This window comes from Mesorhizobium sp. M0058, assembly GCF_040323095.1.
In the GTDB taxonomy this organism is placed as follows: domain Bacteria; phylum Pseudomonadota; class Alphaproteobacteria; order Rhizobiales; family Rhizobiaceae; genus Mesorhizobium.
Genome location: NZ_JAMYUQ010000015.1, coordinates 56882 through 76824 on the forward strand (window position 1 = coordinate 56882; position 19943 = coordinate 76824).

Here is a 19943-nt window from a genome sequence, read left to right on the forward strand (position 1 = left end):
TTACCTCAAAGCATAGAGATAAGCGGCGATGTCCCGCGCCTGTTGCTCGGTGATCCTCGTCGACGGCATGGCCGTGTGCGGATTGACTTCCCTCGCCGAGCGTATCCAGCGGATCATGTTCTCCGGATTGTTTGCCAGCAGGCCACCGATAAAGACCCTGTCGGCAAGGCCACCGTCCAGGCGGGGTCCGACCTGGCCTTGCGCACCCGGCACGCCGGGTATCGTATGGCAGCCGGAGCAGCCATTCGCCGTCATGATCGGAATGGCGCGAGCGCCTACGCCCCCGGTCGCCGCATCCGACTCGTGCCGGACACGGTCGCGCCGGTCGGACCACAAGGTCGCCGCTGCCACAGCCGCGGTCAGCAGCAGGATTGCGGCAAGGGCGCCCCCGATCAGCCTACCCAGGTCGGAGCGCATGTGTTGCCTCCCTGGTTGCGCTGCTGCTTATCCAAAGGCCGGCGAGCAGCAGGGCGGCGCCGCCATAGATCAAGCCGGCCGGAACCCACATTACCAATCCGGCGAGCTGCTGGTCCTCGATCGCGGTCATTCCCCACAACGCGGCGCCGGCGCCATTCTCCGGATACCAGAGTTTGGGCGACATCAGCAGCAGGACACCGAGCAGGCCGGTATGAAGCGAGGTGAAGAAAAGATGCATGACGGAGCTGCCATAGGTCTGCTGTCGACCGGGGCGCGGAAGGAGCGCCCACCAGAACAGCAAGGCTGTGCCGAGGAAGCTCGCATGCTGGGCATAATGAAGAAAGCCCTGCTGGAGCGCTGCCTGGAACAACGCCGGAATGTGCCAGATCCAGATGGCGACGCCGTGAATGATCGTCGCGTTGAGGGGGCGGATCACCAGGGCCCAAACCGATTGCAGCGTCTTTGCGCGCGTGAGCTTGCCCGTTCCGCGGCGAAGTGAGGCCGGCAAGGACCAGAGCAGGACTGCGCCTGGGCAAGCGGCGACAAGGAGGGGCGCCGCCACCGCCATCAGCAGTTCATGCTCGATCATATGGGCGGCAAACACCCGCTCGCCGAGCGCGTGGATGGGGCTGACCAGTGCTGCCGTCAGCACGCCCCAACCGGCGGCGAAAAACAACGCCTGCCGCATCCGCTCGGGACGGCCTCGGCTGCTGCGGCGCCACAACCGAGTCGCTCCGATGGAATAAAGGAAGGCAATCGCGGCCAGCGGAAACGTGATGGGAAATGCGAGCGTCCATCCGGCCTCGGGCGCGCCGGCGCCGTAGCAGATCGAGGTCGAGAAGAACGCGTCGAAGCTCATCGCATGCACTCGTCGAGAATGAGAGCCGCGCTGCCTTGCATGATGATGACGAGGGCAAACAGCAATGCCGCAAGCATGCCGAGATCGGCGACGAACTGCTCGGTGCTGCGCGTGCGCTCAGGCTTGAAGGCGGCGCCGCCCTGCCGCTTCGCCCGCCATGACAAGGCACCGCCGAGCAGCGAAAGCACGGCGAGCACCAGTGCCACGGGAAGCACCACCGGCACCTGGCGGTTGCACTGCCATGGTACGAGTGCGTAGTTCAGCTGCGTCGAGATTGCCCAAGCCATCGGCCCCGACAGAAGACCACCCCAGGACGTTCCCATTTTCAACGCACGCATCAGCCTAGCCTCGGCATCCAGTAGATGAGCAGATAGATCGGGATCCAGGTCAGCACCACGAAATCCCAATAGAAGACATTGTCGCCGACATCGCCGAAGCGCCGGCCGCTATAGCCATGGCGTGTGAACATCAGCACCGTCAAAACGATGGTGTCGCCGACATCGGTGATCAGGTGTGTGGTGTGCAGCCCGAGCAGCACCCAGAGCATCGAGCCGTAGGCGTTCGTGTCCCAGTAGATGTTCAGCGCGGGGAATTCGAACCAGCGCACGACAAGCGGGGCCAGACCGAGCAGCGACATCACCACCAGCCCGATCCGCACCGGAACGATCGCGCATTGCTTGGCATGGCCGTGGAGGATGTGATTCGGCACCACGCTGATGATAAACAGGATGGTGACGATCGTCCCGGGCCAATGGTCGGGGTGCGGGGCGCTTAGACGCCAGTTGGGCCACAAAGTGGCGAGATAGAGATAAGCGCCCGCGGCCAACGCAAAGCCCATGCCTTCCAGCGCCATGAAGCCGAGCGTTCCCCACCAGGTCGGGCTGCGCGGACCATGTCCAAAGGTTGGGAGGTCCGAAAGATCCAAGCTGGGACGCTCACTCATCCCTCATCCTCCGGGTCGTCCTTGGGCCAGAACCAGCCGATCAAGGTGATGGCGATCGGCGCGGCGCCCCAGACGATCGCCCAGGGCGTGAAGATCGAATAGACAAACGTACCGCCGACGGCGATTGCCGCCAGCAGCGGCCAGATCGACGGTGTCGCCGATTTCTCGCGAATGTCGGGATGGGCTTCCGCCACGGTTGAGATCAACAACTCACGGACATCGACGCGGAGTCCGGTCGCCACAGGCAGCGCCTCGCGTTCGGCCCAGAGCGGCTCGACATGTGTGACAATCGGTATCCGCGCGAAATTATAGCTTGGCGGCGGCGAAGACGTCGCCCATTCGAGCGTACCGGCATCCCAGGGATTGTTTCCGGCCAGCGCGCCCTTCAACGCGCCGTGTACAAGATTGAAAGTGAACAGTACGAAGCTGAGGAAAAAGAGCACCGCGCCGGCGCTGATGAACAGGTTGATGTTGCCCCAGCCAAGCTCGGCCGGATAGGTGTAGACCCTGCGTGGCATGCCCCAGAGCCCGACGAGATGCATTGGGAAAAAAGCCGCGTTGAAGCCGATGAAAGCCAGCCAGAAATGCCAGCGCCCGAGACGCTCGCTCATCATGCGGCCGCTGATCTTGGGGAACCAGAAATAGGCCGCGCCCAGCAGCGGGAAGACCGAACCGCCGATCAGCACGTAATGGAAATGGGCGACGACGAAATAGGTGTCGTGCACCTGGAGGTCCAGCGGCACCGAAGCGAGCATGACGCCGGTGAGGCCGCCGATGACGAAGATGAAAAAGAAGCCGAACACGAACAGCAGCGGCGTGCGGATCACCGGCCTGCCGTCCCACAAGGTCGCCAGCCAGCAGAAGATCTGAACGCCATTGGGGATGGCGATCAGCATGCTCGACGCGGTGAAGAAGCTGGCGCCGAGCTTGGGTAGTCCCGTCGCGAACATGTGATGGACCCAGAGGCCGAACGAAAGGAAGCCGACGGCGATCAGCGACAAGACCAGCCCGAGATGCCCGAACACGGGACGCCGGGCGAAGACCGGAATGATCGCGGAGACCATGCCCGTCGCCGGCAGGAAGATGATGTAGACCTCGGGATGGCCAAAGAACCAGAACAGATGCTGGAAGAGCAGTGCGTCGCCGCCCTCGGCCGGGTTGAAGATATGTGTGCCGACCAGCCGGTCGAGGATCAGGAAGGTCGAGGTGATCATCACCGCGGGCATGGCGAAGACGACGACGAAGGAGGTAACCAGCATTGCCCAGACGTAGAGCGGAATCCTGTCCAGCGACATGCCGGGGGCTCGCTGCTTGAACACGGTGACGATGGTTGCCACCGCGACGGCCAGGGAGGATACTTCTGTATAAGTGATCATCTGGGCCCAGACGTCGGCCCGCTTGCCCGGCGCGAATTCGGGGCCTGACAGCGGCACATAAGCAAACCAGCCGACGTCGGGCGCCATGTTGAGCGCGAAAGACACCCAGGCGAATATGCCGCCCGAAACATAGATCCAGTAGCTGAACGCATTCAGGCGGGGAAAGGCGATGTTGCGGCTGCCGACCATCAGCGGGACGAGATAGATGCCTGTCGCCTGCACGATGGGCACGGCGAACAGGAACATCATGGTCACACCATGCATCGTGAACAGCTGGTTGTAGAGGTCCGGGCCGATCAGACCGCGCTGCGGCCCTGAGAGCTGGATGCGCATGGCGACAGCGTTGAGCCCGCCCAGGCACAGAAACACGAAGGCGGTGATCAGATAGCGCCGTGCGACGACCTTGTGGTCGACGCTCGACAGCGCGCCGATGATGCCGGGAGGCGTGCGCCATGTCCGCGCCAGCCAGCGATCCAGGTTGGCATCGTCCATGCCGGTGTCGCGCGGTCCGTCATGCTCGGGTGCGACGTCGCCTGTGGCGGGCGTTTCGCGCGGCAGGTCGCGTTCGCTTGTGAGGTCCGCGCTGCTCATTTAAGCGCCTCGAGATAGGCGACCATGGCGTTGAGCTCGTCGCCGCTGAGCTCCACCACCGGCATGTGGGATCCGGGCTTGATGCCCTGTGGGTCGGCTACCCAGGCGGCGAGATTGCCGCGGCTCATGGTCAATGTCCCGGCGGCAAGCGTCTGCCGGCTGGCTATATGGGTGAGGTCGGGGGCGACCGTTCCTCCGGCAGGCGTGCCGCCTATTCTGTGACACATCACGCAAGGGCGCTTCAGAAACAGATCCTGGCCGGCCTTGGCCTCGTCCCCCGTCGGAGTAGCTGCCGGCTGCAACTGGTCGTTCCACCAGGCGTCGAACTTCGCACGCGGCTCGGCGATGATGAAGGTGCCCATGTTTGCGTGCTGCGCCCCGCAGAACTCGGCGCATTGACCTCGGTAAACACCAGGCTTGTCTGCCTTGAGGTCGAGCACGTTCATGTGGCCGGGAATGAGGTCGAGCTTGCCCGAAAGGCTCGGAATCCAGAAGGAATGGATGACGTCGGTCGAGGTCAGAAGAAGCCGCACCGGTTCCCCGGCGGGGATATGGATCTCGTTCGCCGTGGTCAGGATGCGGCTTGGCGTGGCATCCTCATAGCGCACCTCCCACCACCATTGATGGCCGGTGACCCGAATGGTCAGCGCGGCATCCGAGCCGATCGCGGCGAGCGTCCTGTTGGCGAAGAAGCTCAGCAAGGTCAGTCCGATCAGGACAATGGCGGTCAACCCGACGGCGGTCATCACCGCGCGCAGCTTCCGGTCGTCGGCGCCGGCCTCGATCGCGAGCGGCTCCGCCTGCGCGCGCGACCGCATCATCAAGGGCACGACGAGGGCGATCATCACCAGCACCCACACCACGGCGCATAGCACGGTGAAGAACCAGATCAGCCATGCCAGTTCGCTCGCCGCGGGACCTTTCGGGTCGAGGGCGGATTGCCAGCCTGCGCATCCCTGGAGCAACAGAGCGCCGGCGGTGGCGAACGCCATCGAGACGAGACGTTTCACGGCGACTTCCCCAGCGTGGCCGCGTCCGGCATGCGGTTTTCCGACGGATGCGCCATCATGTCGTCATTGCGTTGCGGCGCGGCGGAAGACGGCGCGTTGCCGCTCAGCGAGCGCACGAAAGCCGCAAGCTCCCAGATCTGGTCGTCGGGAATCTTGTCGCGGAAGCTCGGCATGCCGTTTGGCCGACCGTCGCGGATCGTGGCATGGATGCTTTCGATCGAGCTGCCATAGAGCCACTTCTGGTCCATCAGGGCCGGCCCCATGCCGCCGCCGCCATTGGCGTGGCATCCCGAACAGTTGAACCAGCCGAAAAGCCGTTTCCCTTCGCTCATGTGGAAGGCGTTGGCCTCGAAGCTCGCCGCCTTGTTATCGCTGGCGGGGGGGCGCTGTCCGCCGGGCTCCAGCGTGGTCACAGGCGTCGGCTGCTCGCCCGATCCGAGCGCCGATTGCGGGCGCGTGTCACGTTCCTCGCGCTGGCAGGCAGCGAGCGCCAGGACTGGAAACAGGAGCATGGCCACAACGGCTCTCATCGCACCGGGCTCCCCGAGGCATCGAGGCGCGGCACGCCATACTGTGACAGCAAGGCATCTATCTCGACCTTGTGCCTGGACAGGGCGCCATTGACATCGCCGCGCAGCGCATCGTCTTCGCGGCGGACGCCCATCGAGATGTCGTAGATCATCGGCAGTTGCGGTCCGTCGATGCGGGGCGCAACCGGCGTGATGCGGAGCGGCACCTTCTGCCTGGCGGCGAAGTAGCCGGCGAGGGGGCCCCAGACCACGGCAAGGTCGATCTCGCCACTCGCCACCGCTTCGACGATGCGCGCCGGCGGGTTGGGGGCGGAATAATCGCCATAGACCGGATAGCCAACGAGGTGCCCGACGATACCGCGGCGGCCAAGCGCCTGGACCGGAGGCGAATTGGCGCCATCGTCGCCGATGAGCTGAACACCGATCCGCATGTCGCGCAGCCGCGGATCATTGAACGATGCTACGTCGGGGCCGTCCCTGCGGGTGACGAAGACATAGGACGATCGGTAGTAGGGCGTGGTGGTGCGCAGCATTTCGAGGTTGCTCGGCGTGCCCGGCACGAGATCGCACAGGCCCGCCTTCAGCGTGTTGCGGATGAAGCCGCGACGCTGCGCCCACCAGGTATAGGTCAGCTTGGCGCCGAGATCGGACGCAACGATTTCGGCGATCCTGTTCTCGAAGCCCTGACCTGCCGCGTTGGAGAACGGCATGTTGTTCGGATCGGCGCAGACCCTCAGCTCACGTGCGTCGGCTGTGGCCGTCAAGAACACGAAGGCGATCGCGGCCATGCCGATCGCCAGCCGTTGACACCCCTTTCGCGCCGGACCTACGGTCAAGTACAATCCATCAAGGCAGCCGGAACACATAAAGCGTGCCTCCCGAGGTTGTCGCGTTCTTCAGATCCTTCATGGCATTGACGAAACCGAGCGCGGCGGTGGCGTCACGCGGGTCAAGATCGCCCGATACAATGGCGCCGGCCCAGCCGCCGACGCCTGAGAGGATGGCGACATATTGGTGCCCGTCGGGACCGCGATAGGTGATGGGCTGGCCGATGATCCCGGACGAGGTCTTGAACTGCCAAAGCAGGTCTCCGGTCTTGGCGCTGACCGCCTTGAACCAGCCTTCCATCGTGCCATAGAAGACAACGTCGCCGGCGGTCACCACCGCGCCGCTCCACACCGGGAAATTCTCCTTGAGGCTCCAGGCGGGTTTCTCCGCGGCGATGTCCCAGGCGGTGAAGGCGCCGCGATTACCGCCGGGCCCTGGTATCATGCGGACGTTCATGCCCACATAGGGCGTGCCGGCGATGTAGTTCACCTCGACGCCTTCTTCATCCATGCACAGGTTGTTGTGCGGGATGTAGAGCAGGCCGGTCTTCGGCGAGAACGCGGAAGGCTGCCAGTCCTTGAGGCCCGACGCCGTCGGACAGATATCGCGAACGACCTTGCCGGTGCCGGTCTTCTTGTCCGGGTTTACGATCAGCCGACCGGTTTTCAGATCCACACCTTTGCTGGAGTTGACCGGACCAAACGGTTTTGCCGACAGCACCTCGCCGGTTGTCCGGTCGAGGATGTAGAGATAGCCGTTGCGCTCCGGCCGGATCAGCACCTTGCGCGGCTTGCCCTGCCAGGTCATGTCGAGCAGGATCTGCTCGTTGATGCCGTCATAATCGTGGAGGTCATGCGGGCTCCACTGATAGAACCATTTCGCCGCGCCGGTGTCGGGATCGCGCGCGAAAATGCCAGACGTCCACTTGTTGTCGCCCGGCCGCAAATCCGGATTCCATGGTCCGGGATTGCCGGTGCCGTGGAAGATCAGGTTCAGATCGGGATCATAGGAAATCCAGCCCCACATGTTGCCGCCGCCGATCTTCCAGGCTTCCGGCGGCCACGTCGTGACGCCAAGATCCTTGCCTTTGTCCATGTCGTAGTGCGGCTTGAAGTCCGATCCGATCAGCACGTCCTTGTCCGGCCCGGTGCTATAGGCGATCCAGACGACATGACCGTCGCCGGCGTCGAGCGCCTTTACCCAGCCGCGAACGCCCATCTCGCCGCCGGAATTGCCGACCAGCACTTTGCCCTTCACCACAAGCGGCGCCATGGTGATGGTCTCGCCGATGTTGATGTTGCCGACATGAGTGTTCCAGATCGGCTTGCCCGTGTTCGCATCAAGGGCAATCGTGTGGCCGTCCAGCGTATTGAAAAAGATGCGCCCGTCGGCGAATGCCACCCCTCGGTTGACGACGTCGCAGCAGGCCACCCCCTGTGCCGCCGGCTCGGGATTGGGTTCGTACTTCCACTTCATCGGGGCGCCGGGCTTGGAGAGATCGAGCGCATAGACGAAGTTGGGAAAGGGCGTCACGATATACATGGTGTTGCCGACGACCAGCGGCGCTGCTTCCTGGCCCTTGTTCACGCCTGTCGAGAACGTGAACGCGACCTGCAGGTTCTTGACGTTGCCTTCGTTGATCTCGGAGAGTTCGCTGAAGCGCGTCGACGCGTAGTTCTTGGCCGGCATCGTCCATTGGCCGTCATCGGGTGGCGAGGCTGCGGCTGGTGGTACGATCGCTGGTGTTTTAGGTGGCTCGGACGCAGCGCCCAAAAGCGGCAGGCAGGCGAGCAGCGTCACCAGAAGGATAGCGCCAAAGGAATTCCCGGCTGCCAATTTGCGGGTATGTCGTTCTACGTCAACGCGCGTTAATGCCAACTGCGGCATAGCTTTCATTTATTGATCGAGCCTCCCACGCCGGCGCCGAGTTCGGCCGCGATGTCGGCCTCCGTTCCGGCACAAAGCGGATGGCCCCAGCCCGAAGCGCTTTTGCCGCCGGGGGCCAGATCGTAGACAATGGCATCCTTGCGATTTGGATTGACGCCTGCCGGGACCTTGTCGAAGCCGAGCGCCGCGCGGATACGCCAGGCCACATTGTGATCGGCGCATGAGGAATCGCCTGAAACGCCGAGGCCGCCGACAATGCTCTTGCCGTCGTAGAGGGCAAGCCCGCCGCCAAACACCACGACGCCTCCGATCGGCTTGCCGACGAGCGGGTCGCCGCCGCTTCCGAACGTTTTGGGATCGCCCGTATAGGCCGCGGCCTGGTTGACGGGATTGGTCTCCTGCAGGCCAAATAGCGGTCCCCCGGGCTGCACCCCCGCATAGAGATTGGCCGTCGAGAGGGCCATCTGAGCCAGGCTGAGACCGTTGGCCGTGTTGGCCTTCTCCGCTGCTATGAGCCGACTTCCCGGCCATTGCGAGTCGGGGGTGGGGCCGCTGAACGCAATCGCGCAGACAGTGCCGTCACGGGCAACGATGGCTGCCCATTCGTTGGTTTCAAAGCCGCCATTGGCTGGTCCGCCGCTTGCCTTCACGTTGGCTTTGAGGGCTGCAAGCAGCTTGTCGTGGTCGGCCGGACAGGGTTCCTGCGCCATGGCCTCGTGCCCGTGGAACAGGCCACCCATCAGCAACAGCAGGCCAAAAAGAGGTACGAAAAGCTGATAGCGATACATTGTCCTGGCATTCGTTCACATAACAAGGACCACCCCGGCAGACCGCAGAATGCGAGGATACGTCCAATGCGTCAGTGCCTAACTCGCGTAATGCTTCTATGTTCCTGCTTTGCATAAAATTCATGCGGTTGGATTTGGGTGCAGGTGTTCAATCAAAGCATGGGACCTGGACATCCGTGGCCACATGCCAAGCAATGAGGCAACGCGGCTGATCCGGGAAAACCGCGATCGGGACAGCGCAGACGTACCCGCCTGACAAACCCTGTTGCCTTGTCACGGCGTTCGACGATGGATGATCTCTTCAATAAGTTTCGCGTCGGCTTCGTATTCCGCGGCCCGCGCAGCCATTTGGCTGGCCAGGCTGTGTCTTTCCCGCGCGGCTTCGCGTTTTGCCGTACGTTTCGCCAACTCAGCCCGCTGCTGGTGCGCTCTTAGAAGGCTCCAAAGAGCCTGTTCCGCATCGTCAGCCTGGGCCTGCATCAAAACGTCTGCCCCGAACGCATGTCCGGTGTGGCAGCGGTAACGGGTAATCGGCCCGTCTTCTATCTCCCATAGGGGGCCATGACATTCGGGGCAGACAAATGTCGAGGGGGCGCCAAGCTGGCCTTCGGTCAGTTCCATTGTGCTGTGCTCCTGAGCTGCAATCGCTGCCTCAAGGCGGATGCCGGACGGGATTTCTGGTGTCGGTCCTGCGATTTCGGAAGCAAGCCTGTGCAACAGGCCAGCCATTTCGGACAGAGGGACGCAATGGTCGATTTCCACATTCTGCAAGGCGCTCAGCGGCATGTCGGGTACCGCAGCGTCGCCGGGGTCCTGGACTACGCTGACGCCTCCGCACATCTTGATTGCGTGCAGGCCGGCGGTGCCGTCGGAGAGGCTGCCTGTGAGCACGACGCCGATCACGCTGCCGCCAAAGCTGCAGGCCGCCGATCGAAACAGGGGGTCGATGGCGGGGCGCGCCAGGTTCTCGCGCGGCCCGCGCCGCAGCAGCATATGATCGTCATGCAACAGAAGGTGAGCTCCGGGCGGTGCAACGAAGATGTGCCCGTTTTTAACCTTCATGCCGTTGGAGGCATTTGCAACGGGCATGTTGGCAGCGCGACCGAGAATGTCGCCGAGGTAACTCGTGGGACCAACGTGCTGTACGACGAGGAGAGCCGCCGGGATGTCCGGCGAAAGATCGCGGACAAGTCTCTTCAGCGCGTCGACGCCGCCGGCCGATGCTCCGATTGTCACGATGCACCGGTTCTCGCAACCGTCGGGACGGACCTTATCCGGCTGGCCCGCACGCTCCGAATCTGATCGTGGTGCGGCGGTGGCCATGGTTGCTTCACCCACATTCAGCACAGATGTCGATGCGAGCGCTCCGGCCAGTCCGTTGCTGGTCGGATGCCCTGCCTTCGTCGGTGTTAGCTTCCGGCCGCATCGCGGAACATAGATGCCCGCAATGATGTCGGCTCTGTGCTAACGCCTACGTGCGCGTTTGACAGCAGCCTCTGCCACGGCCGGGGCCTCCTGAATGCTTGCCGCGCCGCCAAAATCGGCGTTCTTGGTACGGCCAGCTCCCGGGCCAGCCCCTAGATCAGCGCCTGTTGTCGGATCGGAAGCCGGATCGGAAAGCGTACGGTCGGCCATCCTGGCCACCACCTTCAGGTCTTTGGCCCCCAGCTTGACAGTTGCCAGGCCGTCTCCGCCGTCGACGGGCATCACCTCTTCAAGGTCATCGATCCGATCCCACTCTTCGCCGGAATTCCATGGGCCAGCGACATCGCCGTCGCCTTGAGAGGTGTTGACATACATGCTGGCGTACTTCTCTACGCCTGGGAGCTTGCCGGAAGGGAAATTGTTTTCGATCGCGTAGAGTGCTTTCTCAAACGACTTCTGGTGCGCGATCTCGCGGGTCATCAGGAAGCCGAGCGCGTCCTTGATTCCCGGGTCGTCGGTGATGTTGATGAGGCGTTCGTAAACGATCTTGGCGCGGGCTTCGGCGGCGATATTCGACCGCAAATCCACCGTAGGTTCACCGCGCGAGTCGACATAGGCCGCAGTCCAGGGAACGCCGGCTGAGTCGCACAGCGCGGGAGCGCCGCCGAACAGAATTGATTCCTTGGCTGTTGTGCCGCTGGCGCCGATCATCAGGTAAAGGTCGGCTTCCTTCATTTGGCCCTCGGCCAGCTGTGCCTTGAGCCCCTTGTTGAGCATGGTGACGATTGATCCCACCACTTCGAGATGGCTGAGTTCTTCGGTCGCAATATCGAGCAACATGTCGCGACGGCCAAGATCGTCCTCGCCAAGCCCTTGCGTGAAATAGCGCATGGCCGCTGCAAGCTCGCCATCGGCGCCGCCGAACTGTTCCATGATCATGCAGGCCAGGCGAGGATTCGGCTCCGAGACGCGAACGGTGTATTGCAGGCGCTTGTTGTGCATGAACATGGACATCTCTCCGGTTAGATCATCCGAACATCCCGGCAAGTTGATTGTTCCATCCGGCCATCGGCCAGCGAGCATTTTTACGGCAGCTTCAGTGTTGAGCATCGCAGGGAGCCAGAGGCCGCATATATTTCTCGCTGGGATTCTCCGACTGGTGACCGGCGGCAACGAGATTTCGATCGTGCTGCGCCATCACGGCAATGAGCAAGGCCGCGGATGGGCAAGAGGTAGACAAAATCTGGAGGGATACTGGCTCGGAAAAGTGAAGCCGGGCCACGTCAATATGATGTCGGTGTCCGGCCCGTTTCGCTGCACACCTAGCGGCAAACGCCGGGTTCGGTCACACGGCGAGCGTCGCGGGCTGTTGCCCGTTCACTTTCGATCCAGCACCTTCCGGACTTTCTCTGCCAATTCGTCGATCGTGTAGGGCTTGGTCAAAAGTTCGGTTCCGAAATCGAGCGTGCCGTTGTGGACAATCGCATTTCGTGTGTAGCCGGTGGTGTAGAGCACTTTTAGCGACGGGTGCATTGTCTTGACCTGATCCACCAACTCCCGGCCCGACATCTCCGGCATCACCACGTCGGTGAACAGAAGCGACGGCACTTGCCCGCTTTCGACGGCCACCAGCGCTTCGCGTGGACCTTGCATTTCCAGCACGGAGTAGCCCAGTTCCCGCAGCGCTTCCGCGGCCATCAGCCGGACGCGATCTTCATCCTCGACAACCATGATGATCTCGTCTGCACAGCCGGGGTGCTCGCCTGCCACGACGTCGATTTGGCTGTCGAGCACGCCATGGTGCGAGCGCGGCAAATATATTTTCAAGGTGGTTCCGATGCCCTGCTCGGAATAGATCTTCACACTGCCGCCGGACTGGCGAACAAACCCATAGACTTGGCTGAGTCCCAGCCCGGTGCCTTTGCCGACCCCCTTGGTGGTGAAGAACGGATCGAAGGCTCTTGCGACAACATCAGCAGTCATGCCCGTTCCTGTATCGGTGACCGCTATCATCACATACTGGCCGGAGGGGATCGCGTTCTCCCTGGCATAGCGATCGTCGACGTGGGCGTTTGATGTCTCGATCGTCAGCTTGCCGCCAGCAGGCATGGCATCCCTTGCGTTGACGCAAAGGTTGAGCAGCGCGCTTTCCAATTGCCCTGCGTCGGCCTCGACATGCCATAGGCCCGCAGCGAGCACGGTCTCGATCTGAATGGTCTCGCCAAGCGTCCGGTTCAGCAATTCGCTCATACCGGAGACGAGGCGATTTGGATTCAGCCGCTTCGGCGCCAGTGGTTGCTGGCGGGAAAAGGCGAGCAGTCGCCTGGTAAGTTCTGCGGCACGTTGTGCTCCATCGATCGCGCCGGTTACGAATTGGTGGACGTTGGTATCGCCGTTTCTGAGCTTGCGCTGCACAAGGTTCAGGCCGCCGATGATGACGGCCAGCATATTGTTGAAGTCGTGCGCGATGCCACCGGTGAGCTGTCCGACAGCTTCCATCTTCTGGGCTTGGCGCAGGTGCTCTTCTGCTCTGGCGCGTTCCGCTACTTCATCTTTGACACGCTGTTCGAGCGTGCCGTTGAGTGTCTGCAGCGCCTTGAACAGTCGGGAGTTGTCGATTGCCGTCGCGGCATGGCCCGCAAGCCCCAGCAAGGCCGCCTCTTGCTGTTCGGCGAAGACGCCGATTTCTGGATGGCCAAGGAAGAGGCCACCCAGCACCTCGCCCGAACGCGAGACGACCGGCACGGCGAGATAGGAACGCACCGGCAGATGGCCCTCCGGCATTCCCTTGCGGGGCCAGTTCTTGCCGTAGCGCGGATCGGTGAGGATATCGTCGGAACGCACCACGCTTGTTCCGCGGAAAGTGGGCTCGAACACCGCGGTGTTGCGCGGCATCGGAAAGTTTTCGAAAGCAGAACGAGGTGCCCCCGACAGGGCGTAGAGCACATAGCTGTCGCCCTTGTCGTCGATCACATTGTAGAAGAAAGCTCCGAATTGTGCGCCCGACAGCACCACGCCGGCATCGGTTACCGTCTGGACAATTCGCTCCACGTCAAGCTCGGCCGCCACGGCTGCCGCAGTGGCGTTCATCAACTGAAGCTGATGCTCCACCCGCTTTCGCGCGGTGACGTCGACCACGGTGCCGATGAAGCGGATCGCACGGCCGGACTGGAAAAGCGCTTCCCCCGTTGCGGCAATCCAGCGCTCCTTGCCATCCCGAAGGCCGATCGTCCGGTATTCGATGTCGTAGCGGGAGGGGGTGCCCGGCGCGAGCGACTGGCGTACGGCCTCGTCGGCCCGTGCGCGATCTTCCGGGTGGAGGCCCGCCAGGAAGGCGCTTTCATATGTCACCTCCGCGTCCGGCGGCAAACCAAAAAGGGCTTTGCACCGGTCGTCCCAACGCAGCACTCCGCTGATGGGATCGTAATCCCAGGTGCCAATAGCGGCCGCGTCGGTGGCAAGCCTCAGCCGCTCCTCGCTCGCCCGTGCCGCCTGTTCCGAGCGCACGCGCTCGATGTGAGCCCAGGACCGCTCCGTCACCTCGGTCAGCAAGGACAGTTCGCGTTGCGACCAGACGCGGCGCTGCTTGTCGTGGATGGCCATCAGGGCAGTCAGTCGGCCTTGTTTGACCAAAGGCATACAGATGGTTGCCGTTATCCCGATATCCTGAAAGGTCTTCGCTTCCTCGGGAGCAATTTCCTCAAGGTTGTTGTTGATGATAAGCGGCTTGTTGGCGCTGAGGTTGGTGACAGCCAGGCGACCGAAATCGGCAAGACTGTAATATCCCCTGATGCTGGGCGAGCCAGGTGCGCTCCAATCGCCGCGGATGGTGAAATGGTCTTGGTCCTGCTCCATGTCGGCATAGGCGCAAATCGAGACGCCAAGATGTTCGCCGAGGAGCCGAGTGGTGATCTGCATGACAGCATCGGCGTCGGCCGCGAGGGCTATCTCCCTGCCGAGGCGGTCGAGAAAAGCAAGGCGTTCGGCGTTCTCACGGAGGGCCAGTTCGGCGCGAAGGCGTTCTATCGCCGTACGCGTCCGGTCCGCCACTGCCGAAATGAGGGCTATTTCCTCCGTCGCCCAGCGTCTGGGCGCGGAGTGGTTCAGGTATAACAGCGCCACCAGCCCGCCGTGCTCGGTAACGGGCATGTTGATGACGGATTGGGCGCTGATGGCTTTGAGTGCCTCCGCATGGCCGCTGGTTCGCGGATCTGTCTCGGCGTTTTCAAAGACAACGGTTTCGCCTCGCTTCAAATCCTCGATATACGAGCCGTAGTTCCTGAAATTCAGCGTCCCAGCCAGGCTTTTGATGCCTGGCGCGTTCCAGTCCCTGTCAATGGTGATCGTTTCTTTCTCTAGATCGATCGTGCCGTATCCGGCTCGGCTGATGCCAAAATGGTTCCCCAGCAGTTCCGCGGCTGCGTAGGCCAGTTCTGCGGGATCCGTAATCTCGCGAATACGGTCGCCCAGCGCTGCCAAAAGCTCGAAGCGCTGCAGTTCAGATCGCGGATTGCTTGAAGTGGCCCCCATTTCGCCCCCGTTTTGCCCGGACTTAAATGCAGTCTGCGGCCAAGAGTTCCCCGCAGGACGGCAGTTTCTTTGGCGGGCCGGTCAGCCGAACACGCCGCACCGGTCATAGGTTAATGACAGCTTGGCGCGCTGTGGCGGATAAAGGGGAAACCAGCGGGCACTTGACGAGCTCCCGCTGGCTGGGTGCCCGAACCGCACTTCACTCGTTTGGAGACGTTTGATGCTTGACCGACCCATTCTTACGAATACGGACGCTCTCTATCCAGACGACCTGAAAACGCTTCGGTCGGTTTTCGACGCGCTGTGTCAGGAATTTGAGATTTCGTCGGACACTACCGCGGCAGAATCCATCGCGAGAGAGCTGGTCAGACTTTTCCAGACCGGGATGACGGAAGCGGCCATGCTGATCATTGCCGTGCGCGCACGTTGGCAGGGTGATTGGAAAATGGGAGGCAGCAGTGCTGCCCAGGCTTAACGGTCCCAACTCCATGGAGAAGGCCTACTTTAGCCGCTTGAGCCGGTTGTACAGCGTTGTCTTGTCTGGCGGAACAAGCTTTCGCCCCGAGAGTTGGGGTCGGCAGATAGTTTCCAACAGGCACGGGCATGGCGTTCGACAGAGATGGACCGAAACTCGCGACCGGGTTGCTCGCGGCCTCGTTGGCGGCGCTGGCGGCATACAACGCCATCCGCGCCAAACGTGCGATTGCCGGCCGGGCATGCGGACGTGTGATGGAGATCGATGGTGTGCGCCTGCATTTTATCGAAGCCGGAACCGGCATGCCGCTGCTTCTCCTGCATGGCAATGGATCCATGGCGGAGGATTTCAAGTCGAGCGGCATCTTCGATGAGGCGGCAAAGACCTATCGGGTGCTTGCATTTGATCGTCCCGGTTTTGGGCGAAGCTCACGGCCGCGCGGCCGGCGTTGGTCCGCTCGCGACCAAGCCGACCTTATACATGCCGCCGCCTGCGGGCTGGGTATAGAGAAATACCTCGTGCTTGGACATTCCTGGGGAGCTTGGATCGCCCTCGAATTGGCGCGCAGGCATTCTCCGTCGGTCGCCGGCATCGTGCTGGTCTCGGGCTACTACTATCCGCCACCGCGGCTGGATCTTGCACTGGCCGCACTCCCTGCATTGCCTGTGATCGGCACCGCGTTTCGTCACACCTTGCTGCCGCCGCTTGTAAGGCTTGCTTGGCATTGGGCAATGGAGAAGATCTTTAAACCCGCCGTCGTCGCCGGCGACTTCGCCGCACTCGCCAAAGATGTCGCCAGCCGCCCTTCCCAATTGCGGGCGGTTTCTCTGGAGACAGCATCGATGCTGGCCGCGTCCTTGTTGGGAAAGGCCAACTATAAGGACATTGCCGTGCCCACCGGCATCATGGCGGGATCCGGGGACCGGTTGTTCGACGCGCAACGCGATGCACGACGCTTGCACGCGGAAGTCGGTGGGTCTCTCCTTGAGGTGGTTCCGGGCGCCGGCCATATGGTTCATCAGAGCGCCCCGCAGGCAGTGGTCGGCATGGTGCACACTATTGCAGGAGGGCACGCCTTGTCCCAAGGGGGCCGTCGGCAGCGACCCAAGTCTCGTGCCGTCGAGTTCAAGGCAGATCCGGCCTCGTGGGAGCCACCGGCGATAAGCGACGCCGCTTGCACGGAATGATCTCCAAACGGGGCTTTCAATGAGCGACCAACGTCCAGCCGACATGCAGTCGGTGCTCCACCAGAACATACAGGCCCTGGTGGAGCACAGGCGACAGCAAGAGGAGCACCAAGGCGTTCAAGCGTGGGTCGCCGGCGCCGTTTCGCGCTTCGCGGGAAGCATGACTTTCGTCTATCTGCACCTTGCAATTCTTGTCGTCTGGGTCCTCGCGAACCTTGGCGCGATACCAGCCGTCCCAGCTTGGGACCCGACTTTCGTGATCCTAGCCATGGTCGCCTCGGTTGAGGCAATCTTCCTGTCTACTTTCGTGCTGATCAATCAGAACAGAATGGCCGCACACAGCGAGCGGCGAGCCGAACTGGATTTGCAGATCAGCCTTCTGAACGAACATGAAACCACGCGGCTGATCGAGATGGTGGCTGCCTTGACGGCGCGTCTGAATATCTCGACCCCGGCCGACAAAGAGCTGCCGGAACTCGCCGAGAATGTGGATCCCCAAAAGGTGATGACGCAGATCCAGCAAGCTTCTGGAGATCAGGAGAACGCTTGATCAAAGCGACCTCGTTGGCAACGGTTAAGCGTCGGCTACAACATGTAATTCAGCCTCATTGTCCAAGGCTGTCGAAGCAGCTAAGCCGGTGTCGGCCTTTTCCAGGGTGGCTTCCCGACGTCACAAGTCCGCCGCGCAATCGAGGCAGCGTAGAGCTTCGATACCAACAGGCTGCTGCGCGTCAGATGGAACCAAGTTGACGCCGAACTCGTATTAGCGGTGGCGGCTTGGGGAGATTCCGGATGAGCGAAGGTGCTGTTCTGATCGTCGAAGATGAGACAATGATCCTGCTCGACCTCGAGTCAGCTTTGGAGGAGGCCGGCTTCCAGGTCGTCGGCACTCGGAGTGCCGCCGAGGCGCTGGCGGCTTTCGACCCCGATCCGACCAAGTTCAAGGCCGTGCTCACGGACATCCGTCTGGGAGCAGGACAGTCGGGGTGGGAGGTCGCTCGGCACTTGCGAAGGTCCAACTCGACCATCCCGGTTGTCTATATCAGTGGCGACAGCGCGGTACACTGGGGAGCGGAAGGTGTGCCCAACAGCATAATGATCACCAAGCCCTTTTTTCTGCCGCAGATCGTAACTGCCGTTTCTCAACTTTTAAACGCGCAGCAAGGTGCAGAAACTCACCTCTAGGAATCGGACCGCGGCTCCACGAAACCACCGAACATTCTTTCTTCGGCCAATCGGCGCCGTCCGGCGTAAAGCGTTCGCGTCTGCTTGGGTCAAATGTCGGCGGCCTCAACCAGATGTCGACCTCAGCTCCTTTCCCTCGCCACCGGCTCGCATCCACTCGGAAGCCCTCCCGAAAGCAGGGGCGCTCATTGGTTGAGCTTTCGGTCGAGTTCATCAAGCAATGACCGATGCTCGCTGGGCATGTCCGCATCTGTCGGCAGATCCAGCAACTGGCGAAGCTGGCGACGATTGGCGTCCGATGAAATCCACTCCCGTATGAGGCGGGCTATGACCTTTTGTTGTGCCTTGCCGATTTCTTCCACGTTAGATTCCGGGCTTGTCCGTTGGACGAACTCGGCGGCTCTTTGATGGTTCCCTGTCCTGTACACAAATCGAGGCACAATCTATGGGTTAATGCATGTCGCTCAAAAGTGGCCTGGTTTTGAGACACGACATGCCAGTGGATGTTTGCAGTCCCAGTCCGCTCGCCTAACGCTGCGCGTAGAGTGCAAATTTATACGTTCGATTTTACCCGAAGCGAGAGGCTCAGCCGCAAAATCTTGGCGCCGTTTTCATCACGCACTTCGATAAACAATTGCTGCCCGTCGACGCTCTTCAGTGACTCTCTCGTGAGGTCGACAAGGCCCTCGAATCCCGCGCGGCGGACCTCTTCGAGGCCAGCGCATTCGACACCTATTTCGTCCTCGAAGATGAGATCGCCATCGCCGCTGTCGAAGAAAAATCGTGCCATCGGAGAGCTTCCGTCACTGCTAATCTGCGGGGTTCCTTTGGTGCAGGTAGGTCGTGTCGAAATCTCCTGCGTGAGTGAGGCCAGCCCAGTCCAGTGCGTGAACTTTTGATCCCGAGGTGGCAATGAGGCCTCTGCGTCGTAGTTCCTGGAGCATCCGGTTGACGTGGACCGTGGACAAACCCAGCGCATCGCCAAGGGCCGCCTGTGTAATGGGGATATCCGCCACGTGATCCTCAATGCGCCCCATGGAGCGCAAGCGAAAAATCAGTTCGCACAGGATGTGAGCCATGCGGGTGTATGCCTCGCGTCTTCCCACATTGATGACCCACTCCCTATAAATCGCGGCATCTATCAACGTCGACCGCCAAAAAGCGGTGGCGATGCGAGGGTGCTGGTCGCAAACGGCACGCAGGGTGTCATGCCGCATGAAACCTATTCGCGCCGGCGTAAGGGTCGAGAAGTTACAATCCATGACCGACAGATGCAGCCCATGCAGATCAGGAATGTCGCCGGCGACGAAGAATGATGTGATTTGTCGCTTTCCTTCGCCCGTATGTTTGGTGGAACCGACCAAGCCATCAAGAACGACAAACGAGTAAACAGGACGGTCGCCCTCACGCACCAGATCGTGGTTGGCCAAATATTCCTTCTCCTGGATCGGAATGCCTTTCAGAACGCCGATGTCGGCCTCTCGAAGATCCGAGATGGTCTGAAGCTTGCGAATGAGTACATCCGAGGATGAGGTGGGGAACAAATTGACTACCTGGCTGATGTTGGTGATCGAACTATTATCCGCGCCAAAAGTTCCGACTGGCATGGGGACATATGCGCGGCGGCAGAAGGCGCCGCCGTGCGGCATGGTCCCATGCCTGGAGCGTTTTGCCAGCGTCGAGCGTGGTTGAAGATCCCGGAATGATCGAAGCACCAGTTTTTTAGGACAGCCATAGGTGAGCAAGGCAGCAATGCATTAACCTATGACATAGGCTCGGCTAGAAATTTTCCCGCTGGGCAGCCAGCCCCAGGAGTTCGCCGATCACGGCGCAGCTTTGACCCTGTCGCTCCGCCCATTCAAGGGCTGCACCCGCAGCCCGTCCTGGAACTCTTTGATGCGCCGCCAGGAAC

The 19943-nt window shown here is 61.7% G+C and carries 20 protein-coding genes; 4 read left to right on the plus strand and 16 right to left on the minus strand.

Features of this window, described 5'->3' with window-relative positions:
• The 13 genes from NKJ75_RS24685 to NKJ75_RS24745 form a co-directional block, all read right to left on the minus strand.
• A complete protein-coding gene (locus NKJ75_RS24685; RefSeq protein WP_023712217.1) occupies positions 1-417 on the minus strand; it encodes a c-type cytochrome in 417 nt (138 codons plus the stop codon).
• The gene (locus NKJ75_RS24690) at positions 398-1276 is read right to left on the minus strand and encodes a cytochrome c oxidase assembly protein (RefSeq protein ID WP_023833988.1); all 879 of its coding nucleotides are present in this window, start codon (positions 1274-1276) and stop codon (positions 398-400) included. The genes NKJ75_RS24685 and NKJ75_RS24690 overlap by 20 nt, the downstream gene beginning before the upstream one ends.
• Positions 1273-1614, minus strand: coding sequence for a hypothetical protein (locus tag NKJ75_RS24695; RefSeq protein WP_023833987.1), 342 nt, complete (start codon positions 1612-1614; stop codon positions 1273-1275). The genes NKJ75_RS24690 and NKJ75_RS24695 overlap by 4 nt, the downstream gene beginning before the upstream one ends.
• Positions 1614-2219 (minus strand): cytochrome c oxidase subunit 3, encoded by a 606-nt coding sequence (locus NKJ75_RS24700; protein WP_023712215.1) that lies wholly within the window; start codon positions 2217-2219, stop codon positions 1614-1616. Before NKJ75_RS24700 ends, NKJ75_RS24695 begins: the two co-directional genes overlap by 1 nt.
• On the minus strand, positions 2216-4186 hold the full coding sequence (ctaD, locus tag NKJ75_RS24705; protein WP_352500308.1) for a cytochrome c oxidase subunit I: 1971 nt from the start codon (positions 4184-4186) through the stop codon (positions 2216-2218). The genes NKJ75_RS24700 and ctaD overlap by 4 nt, the downstream gene beginning before the upstream one ends.
• Positions 4183-5196 carry a cytochrome c oxidase subunit II gene (coxB, locus tag NKJ75_RS24710; RefSeq protein ID WP_352500309.1) on the minus strand — a complete coding sequence of 338 codons (1014 nt, stop codon included), beginning with the start codon at positions 5194-5196 and terminating at the stop codon, positions 4183-4185. The genes ctaD and coxB overlap by 4 nt, the downstream gene beginning before the upstream one ends.
• Entirely contained in the window at positions 5193-5726 is a 534-nt protein-coding gene (locus tag NKJ75_RS24715; RefSeq protein WP_023668011.1) for a c-type cytochrome, read from the minus strand. Before NKJ75_RS24715 ends, coxB begins: the two co-directional genes overlap by 4 nt.
• Positions 5723-6592 carry a substrate-binding domain-containing protein gene (locus NKJ75_RS24720; protein ID WP_502903922.1) on the minus strand — a complete coding sequence of 290 codons (870 nt, stop codon included), beginning with the start codon at positions 6590-6592 and terminating at the stop codon, positions 5723-5725. Before NKJ75_RS24720 ends, NKJ75_RS24715 begins: the two co-directional genes overlap by 4 nt.
• On the minus strand, positions 6573-8450 hold the full coding sequence (locus tag NKJ75_RS24725; RefSeq protein WP_023681121.1) for a methanol/ethanol family PQQ-dependent dehydrogenase: 1878 nt from the start codon (positions 8448-8450) through the stop codon (positions 6573-6575). Before NKJ75_RS24725 ends, NKJ75_RS24720 begins: the two co-directional genes overlap by 20 nt.
• The gene (locus NKJ75_RS24730; RefSeq protein WP_502903923.1) at positions 8447-9151 is read right to left on the minus strand and encodes a heme-binding protein; all 705 of its coding nucleotides are present in this window, start codon (positions 9149-9151) and stop codon (positions 8447-8449) included. The genes NKJ75_RS24725 and NKJ75_RS24730 overlap by 4 nt, the downstream gene beginning before the upstream one ends.
• 351 nt (positions 9152-9502) lie before the next feature.
• Positions 9503-10552 (minus strand): chemotaxis protein CheB, encoded by a 1050-nt coding sequence (locus tag NKJ75_RS24735; RefSeq protein WP_023681123.1) that lies wholly within the window; start codon positions 10550-10552, stop codon positions 9503-9505.
• 141 nt (positions 10553-10693) lie between these two features.
• Entirely contained in the window at positions 10694-11662 is a 969-nt protein-coding gene (locus NKJ75_RS24740; protein WP_023691426.1) for a manganese catalase family protein, read from the minus strand.
• Between the two features lie 369 nt (positions 11663-12031).
• Positions 12032-15184, minus strand: coding sequence for a GAF domain-containing protein (locus NKJ75_RS24745; protein WP_023714655.1), 3153 nt, complete (start codon positions 15182-15184; stop codon positions 12032-12034).
• Positions 15185-15404: 220 nt separating this feature from the next.
• Between NKJ75_RS24745 and NKJ75_RS24750 the strand changes: the two genes are divergently transcribed.
• From NKJ75_RS24750 to NKJ75_RS24765, 4 genes are all read left to right on the plus strand, one after another.
• Positions 15405-15659 (plus strand): hypothetical protein, encoded by a 255-nt coding sequence (locus tag NKJ75_RS24750; protein WP_023714654.1) that lies wholly within the window; start codon positions 15405-15407, stop codon positions 15657-15659.
• A 128-nt stretch (positions 15660-15787) separates the two neighbouring features.
• Complete coding sequence (locus tag NKJ75_RS24755; RefSeq protein WP_023714653.1) at positions 15788-16846, plus strand: alpha/beta fold hydrolase; 1059 nt, start codon at positions 15788-15790, stop codon at positions 16844-16846.
• Positions 16847-16865: 19 nt separating this feature from the next.
• Positions 16866-17396: a DUF1003 domain-containing protein gene (locus NKJ75_RS24760; RefSeq protein WP_023681128.1), complete on the plus strand. Its 531-nt coding sequence runs from the start codon at positions 16866-16868 to the stop codon at positions 17394-17396.
• Positions 17397-17638: 242 nt separating this feature from the next.
• Positions 17639-18031 (plus strand): response regulator, encoded by a 393-nt coding sequence (locus NKJ75_RS24765; RefSeq protein WP_023714651.1) that lies wholly within the window; start codon positions 17639-17641, stop codon positions 18029-18031.
• Between the two features lie 185 nt (positions 18032-18216).
• On the opposite strand, the gene NKJ75_RS24770 is transcribed toward NKJ75_RS24765, so the two are convergent.
• The 3 genes from NKJ75_RS24770 to NKJ75_RS24780 form a co-directional block, all read right to left on the minus strand.
• Complete coding sequence (locus tag NKJ75_RS24770; protein WP_023687819.1) at positions 18217-18393, minus strand: hypothetical protein; 177 nt, start codon at positions 18391-18393, stop codon at positions 18217-18219.
• Between the two features lie 191 nt (positions 18394-18584).
• Positions 18585-18821: a DUF6894 family protein gene (locus NKJ75_RS24775; RefSeq protein WP_023668023.1), complete on the minus strand. Its 237-nt coding sequence runs from the start codon at positions 18819-18821 to the stop codon at positions 18585-18587.
• 19 nt (positions 18822-18840) lie between these two features.
• A complete protein-coding gene (locus NKJ75_RS24780) occupies positions 18841-19776 on the minus strand; it encodes a Crp/Fnr family transcriptional regulator (RefSeq protein ID WP_245260109.1) in 936 nt (311 codons plus the stop codon).
• Positions 19777-19943: the final 167 nt, after the last annotated feature.

Bases quoted from the DNA above. Each gene is read 5' to 3' on its own strand.
- NKJ75_RS24725 (WP_023681121.1), bottom strand. From the start codon at position 8,450: ATGAAAGCTATGCCGCAGTTGGCATTAACGCGCGTTGACGTAGAACGA.
- NKJ75_RS24745 (WP_023714655.1), bottom strand. From the start codon at position 15,184: ATGGGGGCCACTTCAAGCAATCCGCGATCTGAACTGCAGCGCTTCGAG.
- NKJ75_RS24740 (WP_023691426.1), bottom strand. From the start codon at position 11,662: ATGTTCATGCACAACAAGCGCCTGCAATACACCGTTCGCGTCTCGGAG.
- NKJ75_RS24775 (WP_023668023.1), bottom strand. From the start codon at position 18,821: ATGGCACGATTTTTCTTCGACAGCGGCGATGGCGATCTCATCTTCGAG.
- NKJ75_RS24735 (WP_023681123.1), bottom strand. From the start codon at position 10,552: ATGGCCACCGCCGCACCACGATCAGATTCGGAGCGTGCGGGCCAGCCG.
- NKJ75_RS24765 (WP_023714651.1), top strand. From the start codon at position 17,639: ATGAGCGAAGGTGCTGTTCTGATCGTCGAAGATGAGACAATGATCCTG.
- ctaD (WP_352500308.1), bottom strand. From the start codon at position 4,186: ATGAGCAGCGCGGACCTCACAAGCGAACGCGACCTGCCGCGCGAAACG.
- NKJ75_RS24715 (WP_023668011.1), bottom strand. From the start codon at position 5,726: ATGAGAGCCGTTGTGGCCATGCTCCTGTTTCCAGTCCTGGCGCTCGCT.
- NKJ75_RS24700 (WP_023712215.1), bottom strand. From the start codon at position 2,219: ATGAGTGAGCGTCCCAGCTTGGATCTTTCGGACCTCCCAACCTTTGGA.
- NKJ75_RS24760 (WP_023681128.1), top strand. From the start codon at position 16,866: ATGAGCGACCAACGTCCAGCCGACATGCAGTCGGTGCTCCACCAGAAC.
- NKJ75_RS24750 (WP_023714654.1), top strand. From the start codon at position 15,405: ATGCTTGACCGACCCATTCTTACGAATACGGACGCTCTCTATCCAGAC.
- NKJ75_RS24695 (WP_023833987.1), bottom strand. From the start codon at position 1,614: ATGCGTGCGTTGAAAATGGGAACGTCCTGGGGTGGTCTTCTGTCGGGG.
- NKJ75_RS24685 (WP_023712217.1), bottom strand. From the start codon at position 417: ATGCGCTCCGACCTGGGTAGGCTGATCGGGGGCGCCCTTGCCGCAATC.
- NKJ75_RS24690 (WP_023833988.1), bottom strand. From the start codon at position 1,276: ATGAGCTTCGACGCGTTCTTCTCGACCTCGATCTGCTACGGCGCCGGC.
- NKJ75_RS24730 (WP_502903923.1), bottom strand. From the start codon at position 9,151: ATGGCGCAGGAACCCTGTCCGGCCGACCACGACAAGCTGCTTGCAGCC.
- NKJ75_RS24755 (WP_023714653.1), top strand. From the start codon at position 15,788: ATGGCGTTCGACAGAGATGGACCGAAACTCGCGACCGGGTTGCTCGCG.
- NKJ75_RS24720 (WP_502903922.1), bottom strand. From the start codon at position 6,592: ATGTGTTCCGGCTGCCTTGATGGATTGTACTTGACCGTAGGTCCGGCG.